The organism is Mucilaginibacter sp. (genome assembly GCF_965225845.1).
GTDB lineage: Bacteria > Bacteroidota > Bacteroidia > Sphingobacteriales > Sphingobacteriaceae > Mucilaginibacter.
The window spans coordinates 2,274,260-2,292,922 of sequence record NZ_CBDDBL010000002.1 but is presented as its reverse complement, the minus strand read 5'-3'; the positions used below and the strand labels follow the sequence as shown (position 1 = coordinate 2,292,922).

At 41.0% G+C, this 18,663-nt stretch carries 18 protein-coding genes; 16 read left to right on the top strand and 2 right to left on the bottom strand.

Annotation, left to right across the window (positions count from 1 at the left end; genetic code table 11):
• Positions 1-172 precede the first annotated feature (172 nt).
• The 3 genes from ACYZ0U_RS14445 (at position 173) to ACYZ0U_RS14435 (ending at position 5,268) form a co-directional block, all read left to right on the top strand.
• Positions 173-2,632: a glycoside hydrolase family 31 protein gene (locus ACYZ0U_RS14445; protein WP_461453244.1), complete on the top strand. Its 2,460-nt coding sequence runs from the start codon at positions 173-175 to the stop codon at positions 2,630-2,632.
• A 431-nt stretch (positions 2,633-3,063) separates the two neighbouring features.
• Positions 3,064-4,977 (top strand): 1,4-alpha-glucan branching protein GlgB, encoded by a 1,914-nt coding sequence (gene glgB, locus ACYZ0U_RS14440; protein WP_461453714.1) that lies wholly within the window; start codon positions 3,064-3,066, stop codon positions 4,975-4,977.
• Positions 4,978-5,073: 96 nt separating this feature from the next.
• On the top strand, positions 5,074-5,268 hold the full coding sequence (locus tag ACYZ0U_RS14435) for a hypothetical protein (RefSeq protein WP_461453243.1): 195 nt from the start codon (positions 5,074-5,076) through the stop codon (positions 5,266-5,268).
• A 49-nt stretch (positions 5,269-5,317) separates the two neighbouring features.
• Here ACYZ0U_RS14435 and ACYZ0U_RS14430 read toward each other — a convergent pair whose 3' ends face one another.
• Entirely contained in the window at positions 5,318-6,172 is an 855-nt protein-coding gene (locus tag ACYZ0U_RS14430; protein WP_461453242.1) for a UbiA-like polyprenyltransferase, read from the bottom strand.
• A gap of 12 nt (positions 6,173-6,184) precedes the next feature.
• On the bottom strand, positions 6,185-6,826 hold the full coding sequence (gene yihA / locus ACYZ0U_RS14425; RefSeq protein WP_461453241.1) for a ribosome biogenesis GTP-binding protein YihA/YsxC: 642 nt from the start codon (positions 6,824-6,826) through the stop codon (positions 6,185-6,187).
• 219 nt (positions 6,827-7,045) lie between these two features.
• Between yihA and ACYZ0U_RS14420 the strand changes: the two genes are divergently transcribed.
• The 13 genes from ACYZ0U_RS14420 to ACYZ0U_RS14360 all read left to right on the top strand — a co-directional run bounded on the left by ACYZ0U_RS14420 (position 7,046) and on the right by ACYZ0U_RS14360 (position 18,642).
• Positions 7,046-7,534, top strand: a complete 489-nt coding sequence (locus ACYZ0U_RS14420) for a VOC family protein (RefSeq protein WP_461453240.1) — start codon at positions 7,046-7,048, stop codon at positions 7,532-7,534.
• A gap of 109 nt (positions 7,535-7,643) precedes the next feature.
• On the top strand, positions 7,644-8,375 hold the full coding sequence (gene ubiE, locus ACYZ0U_RS14415; RefSeq protein ID WP_461453239.1) for a bifunctional demethylmenaquinone methyltransferase/2-methoxy-6-polyprenyl-1,4-benzoquinol methylase UbiE: 732 nt from the start codon (positions 7,644-7,646) through the stop codon (positions 8,373-8,375).
• Positions 8,372-9,112 (top strand): type IX secretion/gliding motility protein PorT/SprT, encoded by a 741-nt coding sequence (porT, locus tag ACYZ0U_RS14410; protein ID WP_461453238.1) that lies wholly within the window; start codon positions 8,372-8,374, stop codon positions 9,110-9,112. Before ubiE ends, porT begins: the two co-directional genes overlap by 4 nt.
• A 45-nt stretch (positions 9,113-9,157) precedes the next feature.
• Positions 9,158-9,916: an SDR family NAD(P)-dependent oxidoreductase gene (locus ACYZ0U_RS14405; RefSeq protein ID WP_461453237.1), complete on the top strand. Its 759-nt coding sequence runs from the start codon at positions 9,158-9,160 to the stop codon at positions 9,914-9,916.
• A 75-nt stretch (positions 9,917-9,991) separates the two neighbouring features.
• Positions 9,992-10,441: a GatB/YqeY domain-containing protein gene (locus ACYZ0U_RS14400; protein WP_461453236.1), complete on the top strand. Its 450-nt coding sequence runs from the start codon at positions 9,992-9,994 to the stop codon at positions 10,439-10,441.
• 184 nt (positions 10,442-10,625) lie between these two features.
• Entirely contained in the window at positions 10,626-11,387 is a 762-nt protein-coding gene (locus ACYZ0U_RS14395) for an alpha/beta fold hydrolase (RefSeq protein WP_461453235.1), read from the top strand.
• Between the two features lies 1 nt (position 11,388).
• Complete coding sequence (locus ACYZ0U_RS14390) at positions 11,389-12,051, top strand: CBS domain-containing protein (protein ID WP_461453234.1); 663 nt, start codon at positions 11,389-11,391, stop codon at positions 12,049-12,051.
• A gap of 129 nt (positions 12,052-12,180) precedes the next feature.
• Positions 12,181-13,059 carry an NAD kinase gene (locus ACYZ0U_RS14385; RefSeq protein ID WP_461453233.1) on the top strand — a complete coding sequence of 293 codons (879 nt, stop codon included), beginning with the start codon at positions 12,181-12,183 and terminating at the stop codon, positions 13,057-13,059.
• A 9-nt stretch (positions 13,060-13,068) separates the two neighbouring features.
• Positions 13,069-13,860 (top strand): type IX secretion system protein PorG, encoded by a 792-nt coding sequence (gene porG, locus ACYZ0U_RS14380; protein WP_461453232.1) that lies wholly within the window; start codon positions 13,069-13,071, stop codon positions 13,858-13,860.
• Positions 13,861-14,179: 319 nt separating this feature from the next.
• Positions 14,180-14,920, top strand: a complete 741-nt coding sequence (locus ACYZ0U_RS14375) for an isoprenyl transferase (protein ID WP_461453231.1) — start codon at positions 14,180-14,182, stop codon at positions 14,918-14,920.
• A 62-nt stretch (positions 14,921-14,982) separates the two neighbouring features.
• Complete coding sequence (gene bamA, locus ACYZ0U_RS14370) at positions 14,983-17,535, top strand: outer membrane protein assembly factor BamA (protein ID WP_461453230.1); 2,553 nt, start codon at positions 14,983-14,985, stop codon at positions 17,533-17,535.
• A 16-nt stretch (positions 17,536-17,551) separates the two neighbouring features.
• Positions 17,552-18,082, top strand: coding sequence for an OmpH/Skp family outer membrane protein (locus ACYZ0U_RS14365; protein ID WP_461453229.1), 531 nt, complete (start codon positions 17,552-17,554; stop codon positions 18,080-18,082).
• 47 nt (positions 18,083-18,129) lie between these two features.
• A complete protein-coding gene (locus tag ACYZ0U_RS14360) occupies positions 18,130-18,642 on the top strand; it encodes an OmpH/Skp family outer membrane protein (protein ID WP_461453228.1) in 513 nt (170 codons plus the stop codon).
• Positions 18,643-18,663: the final 21 nt, after the last annotated feature.

Genomic DNA, 18,663 nt, shown 5'->3' with positions numbered 1-18,663 from the left:
GAAACGCCCAAACATCGCTAACCCAAATGACCCAATGAAAGCGTAGCGAATGAACCAATGACAATGACAACCGTATTTGGCACAATTATAGATTTATATATAATCAGATAATCGTATCTTGCGTATAAGAATATATGCTAATGCGCTTTTTTTTATTTGCTAATTAATTTAAATGGAAGAGAATATACTTAATACAGATTTGTTAGTCAGTAAGATAGTTGAAGAAGATATACCATTTCAACACGTTAACAACCCTGCTGCCGATATAAAACCCGTTATAAAAAAATATTTGGGTGTCCCCAACAAAGCTGAAAAAACGGGGAATAAAATCTACTTTAGTGACGGTGACGCCAAAGTAGAGGTTACTGTTGTTACCGAAGAGATCATCCGTGTGCGCCTGGCGCCGCATGGTGTGTTTTTGGAGGAGTTTTCATATGCAGTACCGGCACTATCAAACAAGGGCGTTAAGTTTGAGCTGCTCGAAACCGAAACAGAGTTTTTAGTATCTACCAAGGTGGTAAACTGCCACATCCGCAAAAAAGATTTCTTTATTTCCTTCTCCGATAAAACCAATCACGTTACCAGCGCCGATGCCGTGCCTATGCACTGGGAGGAGAATGTGAAATTTGGCGGTTATTATGTATTCTGCACCAAAACCTGCCAGTCAGAGGAAAGCTTTTTTGGTTTGGGCGACAAGCCGACCGAGTTTAACCTTCGTGGTAAACGCTTAAAGAACTGGAACACCGATGCCTATTCTTTCAACTGGAACCAGGATCCACTATACAGGAGTATCCCTTTTTACATCAGCCTGAACGATGATATAGCGCACGGTATCTTCTTTGATAACACTTTTAAAGCACAATTTGATTTCGGCGCAGAGGATAAAACCAAAACCAGTTTTTGGGCAGATGGCGGCGAATTGCAATACTATTATATCCACGGCCCGCATATGATGGATGTGGTAAAAAATTACCACCTGTTAACTGGTACCCATCCAATGCCACCGCTTTGGGCTTTGGGCTACCACCAATGCCGCTGGAGTTATTACCCGGAAACCAAGGTTAAAAAAATAACCAGGGGTTTCCGCGAAAATAAGATCCCGTGTGATGGTATCTATTTAGATATAGATTACATGGATGGCTACCGCTGCTTTACCTGGAACCACAAATACTTCCCCGATCCTAAAAAAATGATAGCCGAATTAGCGGCTGATGGTTTTAAAACAGTCGTAATTATTGATCCGGGCATTCGTGTGGATGATAACTACGAAGTATTTAAACAGGGCAAGGAGAACAGGTATTTTTGTCGCCGGAGCGATGACTATTTTATGGAGGGCCATGTTTGGCCGGGCCGTTGCCAGTTCCCTGATTTTACCAACCCCGAGGTACGTACCTGGTGGGGCGGTTTATTTGATGAGCTGGTTGAAATGGGCGTTGCCGGTGTTTGGAACGATATGAACGAGCCGGCAGTTTTCGGTGCGGGCACTTTCCCGGATGATGTGCGGCATCAATATGACGGTTACCGCGGTTCGCACCGTAAGGCACACAATATTTATGGTATGCAAATGGTACGCTCAACTTACGAGGGCTTACGAGCACTGATGAAAAACAAGCGTCCATTTACCATTACAAGGGCTGGATATTCAGGTGTACAGCGCTTTTCGTCGGTATGGACCGGTGATAACGTAGCCAGCTGGGAGCATTTAAAGTTGGGTAATATCCAGTGCCAGCGTTTATCGGTATCAGGTATCCCGTTTTGTGGTACAGATATCGGCGGTTTTAGCGGCGAGCCCGATGGCGAACTATTCACCCGCTGGATCCAGATGGGTACTTTCTCGCCATTTATGCGCGCTCACTCCGCTGGTGATACCAAGGAGCGTGAGCCATGGAGCTTTGGCGAGCCGTTTACTGCTATCAATCGTAAATTTATTGAGTTAAGATATAAACTGATCCCATATTTATACTCTACTTTCTGGGAGCATCACCGTTACGGCTTCCCGATCCTAAGGCCGGTGGTAATGCAGGAGCAGGATGTGCTGCTGAACCATTTCCGCCAGGATGAGTTTACTTATGGCGATAAAATATTGATCTGCCCTGTTTTAGAACCCGGACAAACCAGCCGCAAGGTGTATCTGCCTAAAGGTAAATGGTTCGACTTTTGGACTAATGAAAGTGTAGATGGAGGTAAAGAAGTAAATGTACAAACACCGCTTGAAATTATTCCGATTTTTATAAAAGCAGGTTCTGTTATACCTGAATACCCGGTAATGCAGTATGTTGGTGAAAAAGAAATTACTGAAGTAAAACTGAATATTTATTATAGCGAATATGAAGTAAACTCTTTCCTGTTTGAGGATTATGGCGAAACATTTGCCTATGAGCAGGATATATACCTGGAGAAAAAATTTGTGGTAAACAGTAACACTCAGGGCATGACCATTGAGCAAAGCATGGAAGGTTTGTACACCCCGCGTTATGAAGGCTATCATTTTAACCTGATGGGTTTACCATTTAAACCTTACAAAATTGTAGCGGATGGTAAAGAAATAACTGATTTTAGTATTGATAAAAATAAAAATATCGAGTTTATGTTCAGCAAGAACTTTAAGCATATCGAAATTTTGAAGAGGTAAATAAGGTTCATCCAATGAAAACGGGAGTCGATAAAGAAGTGTATTAGCGCGGGTGTTTTATTGCCTTATTAATAAATGATTTAGTGAAAAAGGGGTGTGTTTTTTAAAATTAAATAACACACCCCTTAATTATTTTTGTTATAGTACCAACCGAAAACAATACAGTTAAAAAAATTGCTTTGCATAAGTTAAAAAATCATGCTGAAGTTTGCCTGATTAATATTTAGATTGCAAAAACCCGGTATTCAGGATTCGGTACCGAAATTATAACTAAAATGGCCAAAAAAAAAGTTGAACCATCAAACGAAGAAGCAGTAAAAAAATTAACAATTAAAAAAACTGCGCCAGCTAAAACCTCAACAATAACCGAAAAGCCCGTAAAAAAGGCGCCTGCAAAAAAAGCGGTTGAGTCCGAAATTACTGAACCTGTAATTTTACAGCGTGTTGAACCATACAGCCGTTTTACCGATTTTGATGTGCATCTTTTTCAATCGGGCAAGCACTATAAGCTTTATGAAAAATTTGGTTCGCACGTAATTGAATACAAAGGCGTTGTTGGTACCTACTTTGCTGTTTGGGCGCCAAATGCGCAATATGTTTCTGTTACCGGTAACTTTAACTATTGGGACAGGGGTACACATAAGCTCAACGCGCGCTGGGATTCTTCAGGCATTTGGGAAGGTTTCATCCCGCATATTGGCGTTGGCGAGGTCTATAAATATTTCATTAAATCAGCAGGCGGGCAAGAGCTTGAAAAAAGCGATCCTTTTGCGCTTCGCTGGGAATTGCCGCCAAGCACAGCATCTATCGTAGTAGATACTTATTATGAGTGGACCGATAAAGAATGGATGGCTACCCGTTATGAGCACAACGCATTAGATAAGCCATACTCGGTTTATGAAATGCACCTTGGCTCATGGGCAAGAAACCCTGAAAGCCCGGATGAGTTTTTAACTTACCGCGAACTGGCAGCTAAATTAGTGCCTTACATACAGGAAATGGGCTTTACGCATGTGGAGTTTATGCCGATAATGGAGCATCCGTATTATCCGAGCTGGGGCTACCAGATCAGCGGTTTTTATGCGGCATCCTGCAGGTACGGCTCTCCGCAGGACCTCATGTTTTTGATAGAGGAACTGCATAAAGGCGGTATTGGTGTTATTTTGGATTGGGTTCCTTCGCATTTCCCTGGTGACGCACATGCCTTATACAATTTTGATGGTACGCATTTATATGAGCATGCCGACGTTCGCAAAGGGTTTCACCCCGACTGGAAATCATATATTTTTAACTATGGCCGTAACGAGGTTAGGGCATTTTTAATCAGTAACGCATTGTTCTGGCTTGATCGTTACCACGTAGATGGCTTACGTGTGGATGCGGTGGCATCTATGCTATACCTCGATTATTCCCGCAAGCATGGTGAATGGGAGGCCAACATTTTTGGCGGTAATGAGAATCTGGAAGCCATATCATTCCTAAAAGAATTTAATGAAGCTGTTTACAGTCATTTTCCGGATACGCAAACCATTGCCGAAGAATCAACTTCGTTTTCTGGTGTAAGCCGCCCGGTTTATTTAGGTGGTTTAGGCTTCGGTATGAAATGGATGATGGGCTGGATGCACGATTCTATTAATTACTTTAAAGAAGACCCGATCAACCGCAAATATCATCACAACGAGATCACATTCAGCCTGATCTATGCTTTTACCGAAAATTTTATGCTGCCTTTCTCGCATGATGAGGTGGTTTATGGCAAAGGTTCCATGCTGCGCAAAATGCCGGGTGATGAATGGCAGCAATTTGCTAATTTAAGGTTATTGTACAGTTTTATGTTTACCCACCCGGGAACTAAGCTATTATTTATGGGCGCCGAATTTGGCCAGGGCGATGAGTGGAACTTCCAGCAGTCGTTGCAGTGGTATGTGCTGCAATACCCTAGCCATATCGGTATAAAAGAAACTGTTAAAACGCTTAATAAACTATACAAGTCGCAACCGGCATTGTATGAAAAAGGATTTGATTCAACCGGTTTTGAATGGATCGACGGCGGTAATGCAAATGATTCTATATTAGTTTATGCGCGTAAAGGCCTAAACAGCGATGATGACCTGGTAGTTGTTTTAAATATGACCCCGGTTGTACGTTACGATTTTAGGGTTGGAGTGCCTGAAGCGGGTGAGTGGAAAGAAATATTTAACTCCGATGCAGAAGAGTTCTGGGGTACCGGGATCATTAACTCGAGCTCAATAAATAGTGAAAAAGTTAACTGGCATGGGCGTGAAAATTCTATCAATATCACGATACCACCATTAGCCGCAGGCATATTTAAAAGGGTTAAATAAAAGCAACCCTGCAATGTCATTCTGAGCGCTCTTATCCTCAGAATGACAAGCTTAATTACCACTGCCCAATTACCCAATTATATCAAAGCAAATAAAATGAGCAAACAATTCGTTTATCTATACCTGGTAGGTGGCCTCATCGCCATAGGCGTCTTTATTTTCGACCTGTTAAATATTACGCCGGCCAAAATGTCTGCCGGTAGATGGGCGCTGGATATAGGCCCGGTCATCCTGTTCCTTTACCTATGCTTCAAAACTTATCATGAGAAAAAGGACAAAGAGTTAATGTAAAGTAAAAAATGCAATTAATCTCTAAACCCCAGTCTCTAATCTCTGCGACTTAGCGAATCCAAAGCCTATCCAGCATAAAAAACACAGCGAAAACAACACTGGCAATTCCGTTAGTAGTCATAAAGGCAAAGTTAACACGGCTTAAGTCATTAGGTTTAACCAACAAATGCTGATAGATCAGCATCGAGCAAAAGAAAACGATCCCAATAAAATAAGGGATCCCAACGGGCGTATAAAACACCGGCATAATTACAAACAAAGCCGACAGCACATGTAAAAATGTTGACAGGCGCAAAGCTTTCACTTTACCCAAATAAGCGGGTATAGAGTGCAGATGTTCATGTACATCAAAGTCGATATCCTGCAAAGCATAAATAATATCAAAACCACTAACCCAGCATAATACTGATAGCGAGAAGAACACCGGCGTAGCCGCGAAATGCCCGGTCACCACCAGATAAGCGCCAATAGGGGCAAGTGCCAATCCCAATCCCAAAACCAGGTGACAAAGCGCAGTAAAACGCTTGGTAGCACTATACCCAAGTACCACGACCAACGCTATAGGCGACAGGAAAAAACAAAGGGTATTGATAAAATAAGTTGTAGTAATAAACAGCAGGCAATTTACAATGGTAAAGGTCAAAGCTGATTTAGGGCTGATCCTGCCGGATGGAATATCACGTTGTTTGGTCCGCGGGTTTTTTGCATCGATGTCACGGTCCAGGTAACGGTTAAATGCCATCGCTGAATTACGAGCGAAAACCATGCACAAAACCATCATCACCAGCTTTAGCCAGTCAAAGTGGTATTGGGTAGTAGTCACTGCCAAAAAAAAGCCGATAAATGCAAACGGCATAGCAAAAATGGTATGCGTAAATGTAACTAATGATAGATATTTTTTCATGTATGTAATATTCTAAAAAGTTCCCCTCTCAAGCGGGGAACCGAACGTTTTCGGTACCTCAAAATGATGATTGATCTCGCCGATAAACCCTAAAATCTCGTCCCGGCCCATCATCGTTTCGGATGAGGTTATATAGTAACCCGGTGCTTCTTCAAAAGTTGCCAGCAAGGCTTTTTTAAACTTGGCCACATTCTGGTCTGTTTTTAAGCTGGATTGCTTGTCGGCTTTAGTAAACACCAAAACAAATGATAAGCCTTTTTCGCCCAGCCAGTTGCAAAACTCCAGGTCGATCTTTTGCGGCTCAAGGCGGCTGTCGATCAGTACCATTACGCATTGCAGGCTCTCACGTTTATCCAGGTAGGAGTGGATGAACTTATCCCAATCCGCTTTTTTACTTTTGGAGGCGCGTGCATAACCGTATCCCGGTAGATCCACAATATACCAGCTATCATTGATCAAAAAATGGTTGATCAGCTGAGTTTTACCCGGCGTTTGCGAGGTTTTAGCCAAACCCTTTTTCTGTACCAGCATGTTGATCAGGCTGGATTTACCAACGTTTGATCGGCCGATAAAGGCATATTCGGCTTTAACCGGTGGCGGTAGCTTTGATATTTGGGTATTACTGCAAATAAACTCGGCGGTTTTTACAATCATTGTGCAAAGATAGCAATTAGAGATTAGTTAATTAGCGGTTAGAGATTAGTTGAACTTCGCCTGTTCAATCATCTTGATACATCTTACCAAACGATTACAAATATACATGTTTAAACATGTATATTTGTATATAAGATTTTAGCTAATCATTGCCGTCATTTTTAAGTGACGGATTACAAAAACAAACATCCGGCTAAGCCGGATATTAAACATAACATAATGGACAATTACACCATACCGGCACAAACCCGCATAGGGCACGTGCATTTAAAAGTAAGCGACATCCAAATATCATTGGATTTTTATTGCGGATTGTTAGGCTTCGAAGTGATGACCATGTATGGCGACCAAGCCGCGTTCATATCAGCAGGAGGTTACCATCACCATATCGGTTTAAATACCTGGCAAAGCAAAGGCGCGCCGCCGGCACCTGAGTATGCGCCCGGTTTATTCCACACCGCGATTTTATATCCTGAAAGAAAAGACCTGGCAGTAATCCTGCAACGGCTTATTGATGCCAGATACCCAATCAACGGCGCATCCGATCACGGTGTATCCGAAGCCATTTATTTGGATGATCCCGACAAAAATGGCGTCGAACTGTACTGGGATCGGCCTAAAGAATTCTGGCCATTGGATGCTGATGGAAAATTAACCATGTATACACGGGCGTTGGATGCGCAGGGCTTATTGGCTTTGGCGAAATAGTTCAGTAGTTCATTAGTTTATTGGTACTTGCACTTGCGATGTAAATTATACAAACCAATGAACTAATGAACCAGTGAACCAATGAACCAATTCATTATCTTTGCCCTCAATGAGCGAAATTATAACACCCTACCAGGACGATCAGGTTGCAAAAAAAACACAGGTGGCGGATATGTTCAATAACATATCAAAAACCTATGATTTCCTGAATCACTTTTTATCATTAGGCATCGATATCATCTGGCGTAAAAAAGCCATTAACGAACTTAAAAAGGATAACCCGCAACTGATACTGGATGTTGCCACCGGTACCGGCGATTTCGCTTTTGAGGCTTTAAAGATCCTCAACCCTGAAAAAATAGTAGGTGTTGATATTTCGCAGGGTATGCTCGATATCGCGCAGCAAAAAATAACAAAACGCGTGTTAGGCGATAAATTCTCCATTAAATTAGGCGACTCCGAAAAATTGCCTTTCGAAGCTGATGAGTTCGACGCGGTAACTGTTGCTTACGGCGTGCGTAATTTTGAGAATTTGGAAGTTGGTTTGGCTGATATCCACCGCGTACTAAAACCGGGCGGTAAAGCAGTTATTTTGGAGTTCTCTAAACCAAGACGATTCCCGATAAAGCAACTATATAATTTTTATTTCAGCTATGTTACGCCGGGTATTGGTAAGCTATTTTCTAAAGATGCAAGGGCATACAGTTATTTGCCGGAGTCGGTTGCCGCATTTCCGGATGGTGAAAGATTTGTGAACCTGATGCAGAAAGCAGGCTTTAAAAATACCAAACATAGGCCTTTAACGTTTGGTATCTGTTCAATTTATACAGGCGTTAAATGATTAAATGCTACTTAGCTATTGTTGCCTTATTGTTTTGCTGTAATTTATTACACGCACAGGATAACCCGCCCGCCTGGGCAGGCGGTGCCGATCAGCGCGACCTTAGTTTTGGGTTCTCATTTTCATACGTTGACAATTACTACAAGATCCTTAAAAAGCCAAACTGGCAATTACCATTTCTCGATCCTGAAAACGATAATAAACCTGTAACCAGCAATGCCACCAGCATTAGCTCAAAAAATACACCAGGTTTTGCGGTTGGTTTTTTAACCCGGTATGATTTTACCGAGCATTTTGAGGTTCGACTAACACCCTCATTAATCTTTGCGGACCGTAGTTTAACTTATATGTATGTAAATCCGTCGGATGATGTTACCAAAACGGTGCAAACCACCACGGTTGATGTTCCGCTGGCGATAAAAATTAAGTCGGACAGGCATGGCGATTTCAGGGGCTATTTGATAGGCGGATTAAAATATTCCTATTCCATTGGTGCCAAAGCCAATAGTGATGATAACGAGGCGCTGGTTGACCGCACAGTTAAAAACGTAGCTAATTATACCTCGTACGAAGCCGGTGTTGGTTGTGATATTTACTTTGAATATTTCAAGCTCTCGCCCGAGTTAAAGATCTCAAACTCTTTTGGTAACGTGTTGCTTCCCGAGGCGCAGCCTTATTCGTCACCTATCAGTAAATTATTCCTGCATACGCTGATGATCAACCTTTACTTCGAATAGTTGCTTAAAAAAAACTAATTTCGTGGCTGATAGTTATCATTACCTATGGCTAAAATTGCATTAATAACCGGCGCCACTGCTGGAATAGGCGAGGCGACCGCGGAGTTGTTTGCCCGCGAAGGATATAATTTGATACTGACAGGCCGCCGGGCCGACAGGTTAGATAAACTGGCTGCTCATCTTAACAAAAAATATAACGTTGAGGTGGCTACTTCATCATTTGATGTAAGCAACCGTGCCGAGGTAGTCGAAAACCTGGAAGGCCTGCCGGCCAAATGGAAAAAAGTAAATGTACTGGTAAACAATGCCGGACTAAGCCAGGGCCTTGACCCGATTGACAAAGGCGATATGGACGACTGGGACCGAATGATTGATACCAATGTTAAAGGCCTTTTGTATGTAACCAAGATCGTTTCCAACTGGATGATCACCAACGGGCATGGTCACATTGTTAACATAGGTTCGATTGCCGGTAAAGAAGTTTATGCAAACGGAAATGTTTACTGCGCGTCCAAGCACGCGGTTGATGCTTTAAGCAAAGGCATGCGGATAGATCTGTTGCCACACGGTATTAAAGTTACAGCTATTCATCCGGGAGCTGTGGAAACTGAGTTTTCTGTAGTTCGTTTCAAGGGTGATGAAAAACGTGCCAAAAAGGTTTATGAAGGCTTTGATGCTTTGGCTGCTGTTGATATTGCAGAAACCATCTGGTTCGCGGTATCGCGCCCGGCGCATGTGAACATTAACGAACTGATCGTAATGCCAACCGCGCAGGCAAATGCCGGAACTATTTTTAGGAAATAAATATTAATGTGCAGATCAAAAAGTATGTGCAGATGATAAAATCCGAAATCGTAAATCTAAAATCCCAAATCATAAATGTCATTAATCACACAAATAGACCAGGATATAAAACAAGCCATGTTGGCTAAGGATGCTGATAAACTGCGCGGCTTACGCGCAATTAAATCGGCTTTATTGCTGGCCCGTACCGAAAAAGGTGCTTCCGAAGAAATTACCCCCGATGCTGAAATTAAAGTTTTACAAAAACTGGTAAAGCAGCGCAGGGAATCGGCCGAGATCTATAAAACACAAAACCGTGAAGACCTTTACCAGGTTGAGATGGAAGAGTTGCAGGTAATAGAGGCTTATTTGCCAAAACAAATGAGCCACGAAGAGGTTGAAGCTTATTTAAAGGACCTGGTAACGCGCGTAGGTGCAACATCGGTTAAAGATATGGGTAAAGTAATGGGTGCTGCCAATAAAGAGCTTGCCGGCAAAGCCGACGGCAGAACAATATCGGAAGTGGTGAAGCAATTGCTGAATTAGTTGACTGGTTGATTTTGTGATTGGTGAGTAGTTAAATAAAAACTCAATCGACTAATTTAACTTAATCAACCAAAAAAGCTTGTAACTCAACTTCAATAAGCTATTTTTATAGCATAATAAATAAGCGAAGGGTTAAACTTGATTTTTTAGTTAACGCTTATTTTATTTTAACGTATACATTTATATGAGTTTCGTACTTAAAGAGCAAAACGGTTTTAGTTTTATTGATGAGGGTGAGGGCGAAGTGTTGTTGTTGTTGCACGGTTTAATGGGGGCGTTAAGCAACTGGGAAGAGGTGGTAAGCGAGTTTAAAACGCAATACCGTGTCATCATCCCGATGCTGCCGATTTATGACCTGCCTTTGCTTACTACCGGTGTAAAAACCATAGCCAAGTACATACACAAGTTTGTTAAATATAAAAAGCTCAGGAATTTTACCATTATAGGTAACTCACTGGGTGGCCATGCGGGTTTAATATATGTTTTATCGCATCCCACGTTTGCCAAAGCATTGGTATTAACAGGGAGCTCGGGTTTATACGAGAACTCTTTTGGCGGATCATTCCCGCGGCGCGAGAGTTATGATTTTATAAAGGAAAAAGTTGAATTTACTTTTTACGACCCGAAAACAGCTACAAAGGAATTGGTTGATGAAGTGTTCGCAACTGTAAATGACCGCCACCGCGTGGTTAGAATATTGGCAATGGCCCGTTCGGCTATGCGCCATAACATGCAAAAGGAACTGGAGAAGATCCACATCCCGGTAGGTTTAATATGGGGTAAAAACGATAAAGTAACACCGCCTGAGGTAGCTGAAGAGTTTCATCAGTACATACCGCAGTCGGAGTTGATCTGGATAGATAAATGCGGGCATGCGCCAATGATGGAGCAACCCGAAGAGTTTAACAAGGCATTAAAAGGGTTTTTACAAAGAAAAGGAATATAATATGCTTGCAGCTGAGTTAATTGCCGATACGATACCACATGTACATACCTCTGACACCGTTCAAAAGGTAGTTGAGCGCATGATGGAATTTCGTGTAAGGCACTTGCCAATTGTAAACGAAGAACAATTCCTGGGGCTGTTAGCCGAAAATGACCTGGTAAATATTACTGACAACCAGACAGAAGTGGGTGCACTAGGTTTATCGCTGGTTAATCCTTATGTATTGGAGGATCAGCATATTTATGATGTGATCCGCCTGTTTTATGAGCAGCAGTTAACCGTGGTTCCCGTGCTTGATATTAAGAAAAATTATTTAGGCATGATATCCATCAATGCCATGAATGAATATTTTGCCCGTTTAACTTCGGTTTCGCAGCCCGGTGGCATCATTGTACTGGAGATCAATAACAAGAATAATTCTTTGGCCCACATGGCGCAGATTGTGGAATCGGATAACGCGCAGATCTTAAGCTCCTACGTTTACCAGCATCCACATTCAACCCGGATGGAAGTTACGCTAAAAGTTAACAAACAAGATATATCGGCCATTATAGCTACCTTTTTACGCTACGAATATGATATAAAGGCCACCTTTAATCATACCGGTGATAATGATAATTCAAGGGATCGCTACGATTCATTGATGAATTATTTAAACTTATAAAGCCCATTTTCGATAGACTATAGACCATAATGTTTGAAAAGATATAATTAAAAAAACTATCACTTTATTACATGGTTAACATACCATTACTATAGACCATGGACTATTGTCTATCGAACCCAAAAGAAAATGAGAATAGCAATATACGGCAGGCAATTTAATAACGATGCTTTACCACTGGTACAGCAGGTTTTTGATAATCTTGCCCATCACGAAGTTGAGATCTACGTACACCATCAGCTTAATGAGTACATCACCGATAAAATAAATACACCGCAATACCATGTTCTGAATGCCGGCGATACCATAAAAGGCTTCATTGATATTTTTTTAACACTTGGCGGGGATGGTACCTTACTGGATATGGTAAACGTGATCCGTGATACAGGTGTTCCTGTTATCGGTATCAACTTCGGCAGGCTTGGTTTTTTGGCTAGTATCAACAAAAGCGATATCGCTGCTGCTATACATGCAGTGGTTCACGGCGATTATACGTTAGACAGCCGCGAACTTATCGGCATCGATTCCGACCAGGAGATCTTCGGTGATGATAACTTCGCGCTAAACGATATTACTATCCACAAACGCGATGATGCGGCAATGATCATTACCCGTGTGTACCTTGATGGAGAATTTTTAAATGCCTATTGGGGTGATGGTATTATTATTTCAACCGCTACAGGTTCAACAGCCTATTCGTTAAGTTGTGGTGGCCCTATTATTTTTCCGCAGTCGAATTGTATTGTAATAACACCTGTTGCTCCTCATAATTTAAATGTAAGGCCGGTTATTTTACCTGATACCTGTGAACTTTCATTAGAGGTGGAATCGCGCAGCAATAATTACCTGGTAACCTGCGATTCACGTACTGAAACGGTGGAGAAAGTGGTTCGGTTTAAAATTCATAAGGCCGGGTTTGTATTAAATTTGGTTAGGTTGAATAATGAAAGCTATTTAACTACGTTAAGAAACAAATTATTGTGGGGACTTGATGCCCGCAATTATTAAATTTGCTTGATGTTCAAATTTGCCGCAGTTATACTTTTAATCTTCATCTCGTTTAATTTGCAGGCTCAAACCTGGGAAGTTGGCCTGGCCGGGGGAGGTGCGGCCTACATGGGCGATCTTAATCCGAATAATCCTTTAAAATTTAGCGGCGGTGCAGGCAGTGTGTTTTTAAAACGAAACTTTAATGCCTATTTGTCGGCGCGTTTAACTTATACTTACGGTTCCATCAGCGCAGCCGATAGCAATTCAACCAATCAGCAGTTTCGTGATCGTAATTTGAGTTTTACCGATCATTTAAGCGAATTAAGCGTGATTGGTGAATTTAATTTTATGAATTACATTCCTGATGTGAGTCATAACAGGTACACGCCATTTTTTTACCTGGGTATTGCTTCGGTACATTACAACCCAACCACTATCTACAACGGGAAAAAGTATGATCTGAGGCCGCTTGAAACTGAGGGCCAGGCTAACCCATATCCGGGCAGTGCCATCGCATTTCCTTATGGAGTGGGTATTAAGTATAATATAACCGGCAAATGGAATTTAATAGCCGATATTGGGTATCGTCAACCCAATACTGATTACCTTGACGATGTTGCAGGTACATATCCTAACCCGGGTAAACTATCAGGGGCTACCGCCCGGGCTTTATCAGATCGTTCCGGCGAAAAAACGGGTATATATATAGGTACGCCTGGCACTCAGCGCGGAGATATGCGTAGCCGCGACACTTATATGTTTGCACAGTTTACCATATCTTACACCTTCGTTACTCAGAAGTGCTATTTTGAAGAATAAGAGGTTTGATGATTCAACCGAAAAACTGACAGTGTTTACGCTATAGCCATTTGCTCAATTACTCAATCACCACTCACTCAATCGGTCAATATCTTTCGGTAACAAAATCTTTTCCCCCTCATACTAAAAAAAACGTAATTAAGTTTTACCTTTGTACCCTGAAAAAATGGGCAAACTGCGTTAAAAAACTAAGTTATGCCAATCATTTTAACATATATTAACTAACGGCATTTATTAATTATCATACTTTTGAGCAAGTTTTTACTAATAGCAAGTATTTGTACCCTTAACTGCGGCTTTTAATAATTGACACATAAAAATGGGATATCAGGATCAGATTGATTTGTCAAAATTGCCGCAGCATATCGCTATCATTATGGATGGCAATGGCCGTTGGGCTAAAGAAAAGGGCAAATTAAGAATATTCGGCCATCATAACGGTGTGTTATCAGTTAGGGATGTTGTTGAGGGGAGCTGCGATGTGGGTTTAAAGTACCTTACATTATATACCTTCTCATCCGAGAACTGGAACCGCCCAAAACTGGAGGTTATGGCCATTATGGAACTAATGGTAAGTACTATTCATAAAGAGATTGACAACTTTATGAAAAAGAATGTACGCCTTAATGCCATTGGTGATTTGGCCATGCTGCCTGAAAGAGCTTTTAAGGAACTAAATAATGCCATTGCTAAAACTGCCGGCAATACCGGGCTTGTACTTACGTTAGCGTTAAGTTACAGTTCGAGAAGAGAAATTTTAAACGCGGTTAAAAAAATTGTGGGTAAGGTGCAGGCAGGTGAATTAAGTATTGAGGATATTAACGAAGAAGTTTTTGATAATAACCTTTTTACAAGTGGTATGCCCGACCCTGAGCTATTGATTAGAACCAGCGGAGAAAACCGCATAAGTAATTACTTGCTTTGGCAAATAGCTTATGCTGAATTGTATTTTACAACTAAATTATGGCCCGATTTCCGCAAGGAAGATTTATTCGAAGCTATTCTTGATTATCAGAAACGGGAGCGCCGTTTCGGCCTGATCAGTGAACAGGTTAATTAAATTTTTGCTTTTAACACTTTTTAACAACTGTATAAATTATTTTTAGCCACTTAAATATTCGAATGAATAAATACCTATTTGCTATTCTTTTCTCTGTTGTGAGTACTGCTGCTATGGCGCAGGTTCCCCAAGCCAGGCAGTCGTTGTTCAAAAATTCGGTACCGGCTGATAGTTTAAGTTATCTTAATCCTAAAGATTATATTATTGGTGGTATTACTGTAACCGGTACTAAAAACCTGGATAAGGATGTATTGATAACCATATCAAAACTTTCTAAAGGAGATCGTATCAACTTACCCGGCGAAGCAAATGCCACAGTTATTAAAAACTTGTACAACCAGGGCCTTTTTGATGATGTTAAGCTAAACATTACAAAAATGCTTGGTGATACCATATTTTTAGAAATAGCGGTACACGAATTACCCCGCTTATCAAAATTTCATATTACCGGTATACGTAAAGGCGAAATTGAAGACATACAGAAAAGTTTAAGTGATAAAACTGGTAAAATTGTAAACCAGAATTTAATAAGCACCAGTACTGCCATAATTAAGAAACATTTTAATGAGAAAGGTTTTTTAAATACAACAGTAGTGATGACCCAGCGTACCGACCCGGGTGATGCGAACAGTATAATTGTTGATGTAGTTATTGATAAGAAAACGAAAGTGATGATCAATAGTGTCACCTTTGAAGGCAATAAAGCGTTTTCTGCAAAAAAATTAAGAAAATATTTAACCAAAACACGCGAGAGGAGATGGTATAATCTTTTTGGTTCAAAAAAATTCAAATCGGACCAATACCAGGAGGATAAAGATAACCTGGTACAACAAATGCAGGACAAAGGTTATCGTGATGCTGCAATTATCAGTGATTCGGTATGGAAAAATGATTACCAAACAGTAAACATTAAAATAAAAGTACACGAAGGGCCTAAGTATTATTTCGGTAATATCAAATGGTCTGGCAACGCGAAATATTCAAGTGATATTTTAAACAGGATATTGCGTATTAAAAAAGGTGATGTATTTAGTGAGGACGAACTAACCAAAAGGTTATCTGGCCCAACACCTAACAGTGATGACGTATCATCATTATATTTAAATGATGGTTATTTAACCTTCAGTCCTGATCCTGTTCAAACCAGGATATACAATGACACCGTAGATCTTGACCTGCGTGTATACGAAGGCCCGCAATACACAATTAACCGTGTTATTTTAAAAGGTAATGATGTAACCAACGATAAAGTGGTTATGCGCGAGATCCGTACTAAACCGGGTCAAAAATTCAATAAAGACCTCCTGATCCGCAGTACACGTGAAATATCGCAATTGGGTAACTTTGATGAGCAGAAGACTGAACCAAAGCCAACCAACATCAATCCGCAGGATGGTACAGTTGATATCATCTTTAATGTGGTTGAAAAACCTTCGGACCAGATCGAATTGTCGGGTGGTTTTGGCGGTGGTCAGCTGGTGGGAACATTAGGTTTAACATTCAATAACTTCTCAATCAAAAATATCTTCCATTTAAAAGATTACAAACCTTTGCCAAAGGGAGATGGTGAAAAATTAAGTTTAAGAGGCCAGTCAAGCGGTAAATCATATCAGAATTACTCGCTTACTTTCTCTGAACCATGGTTAGGTGGTAAAAAGCCAATTTACTTTGCGGTATCGGCTTACACGCAGCTAAGTTCTACCGAAGGTTTGGTAGCCAATACCGATCCGGGGTACAATAAATTGCGTATCAACGGTGTGGGTATTACTTTAGGTAAACGCTTAAACTGGCCTGATAACTACTTTCAGTTAAATTACTCCTTAAATCTTGACCACTATAACCTGGATAACTATACGGGTTATATATTCCAGAACGGTACTTCATACAACATTAAATTAACCCAGGAGCTTAGCCGTAACTCGTTGGACGCGCCTATTTATCCAACTACAGGTTCAAATATCAAGTTAACGGCGCAAGGCACACCGCCATACTCATTGTTTAACAATATTGACTATGCTATTGCAACTCCTGAGCAGATATACCACTTTGTGGAGTATTACAAGATAAAATTTGATGCACAATGGTTTACTAAGATTACGGGCAAGTTTGTGTTGATGTCGCAGGTACGTTTTGGCTGGTTGGGCGAGTATAACTCTAATGTTCCTCAATCGCCGTTTGAAAGGTTTAAGTTAGGCGGTGACGGTATGCAGAGCTACCAGTACTTACAGGGTAGCGATATCATAGGCTTACGCGGTTACCAAAACTTCTCTATTATACCGGCTGGCGATAACTACACCGTTGACAATAATGTAGGTAGCCCGATATATACCAAGTATACATTAGAGCTTCGTCACCCGGTTATCACCAGCGAATCGGCAACTATATTTATGCTGGCATTTGCTGAAGGCGGTAATGTTTGGGATCACTTTAGTGATTATAATCCGTTTGACATCAGGAGATCGGTTGGTATTGGTGCACGTGTATTTTTACCTATATTTGGTTTATTGGGTCTTGACTATGGTTACGGCTTTGATAAGATACCGGGTATACCTGACGCTAACAAGGGCCAGTTTAGTTTCTCGATTTCACAGAGCTTAAGTGGTGGATTTCAATAGATTTGTATAGTAATTTATGAAGAGGATAATTTTAGTATTGGTTTTTACGTTATCAGCTTGCTCCGGGGCATTCGCGCAGCGTTTTGCCTTTGTTGACTCTGATTACATATTAAAACACATGCCGGATTATATCTCGGTGCAAAAACAATTGAATGCCTTATCCGATCAGTGGCAACGGGATGTTGATAATAAATTTCAGGAGGTTGACCGTCTTTACAAAGCCTACCAGGCCGACCAGGTTTTAATGACCCCTGATATGAAGAAGAAGCGCGAGCAGGAAATTGATGATAAAGAAAAGGCCGCGAAGGAGTTTCAGCGCCAAAAGTTTGGTCCCGATGGCGACCTGGTTCAACGCAGCAATGCATTGATAAAACCAATACAAGACAGGATAGCCAAAGCAGTAGAGGCCGTTGCCGAAGGTGATGACCTTGATATGATTTTTGATAAAAACAGCGAGGTTATTATGCTTTACGCCAACCCCCGTTATGATAAAAGCGCCGAGGTGATAACAAAATTGGGTTTAAAACCCGCAACTATTGCTAAATAAATTATTTATACATATAATCGCACTTAATTAAACACAGAACAAAAACAATGAAAAAATTATTAAAAGTTGCTTTAGTCGCAGTATGCATGGTAGTGGTAAGCAGCTTTGCCAAGGCGCAAACTAAAATTGGTTACATCAATACTAACCAAATGATGGAGATGCTTCCAGAAATGAAAACCTTACAAACTCAAATGCAAGACTATCAGAAAACTTTTTCTGATCAATTAGCAACAATGAGTACCGAATACCAAACTAAAGGACAAGCTTACGAAGCGAAAAGAGCTACGATGACTGACGCTTCACGTACTGCTGCTGAATCTGAATTACAAGATATGCAAACACGTATCACAACTTTCCGTGATAACGCGCAAAAACAAATCGAAGCTAAAAGCAACGAGTTATTAAAACCGTTAACTGATAAATTGCGTGCCGCTATACAAGCAGTTGCTGCAGCTAAAGGTTATACTTATGTATTGGATTCATCACAAGTTGAATTGATCGTATCGCCTCCGGGTGATGACTTGGCCCCTGAAGTAAAAGCAAAATTGGGCTTAAAATAATCAACATTATAAAATCATTTT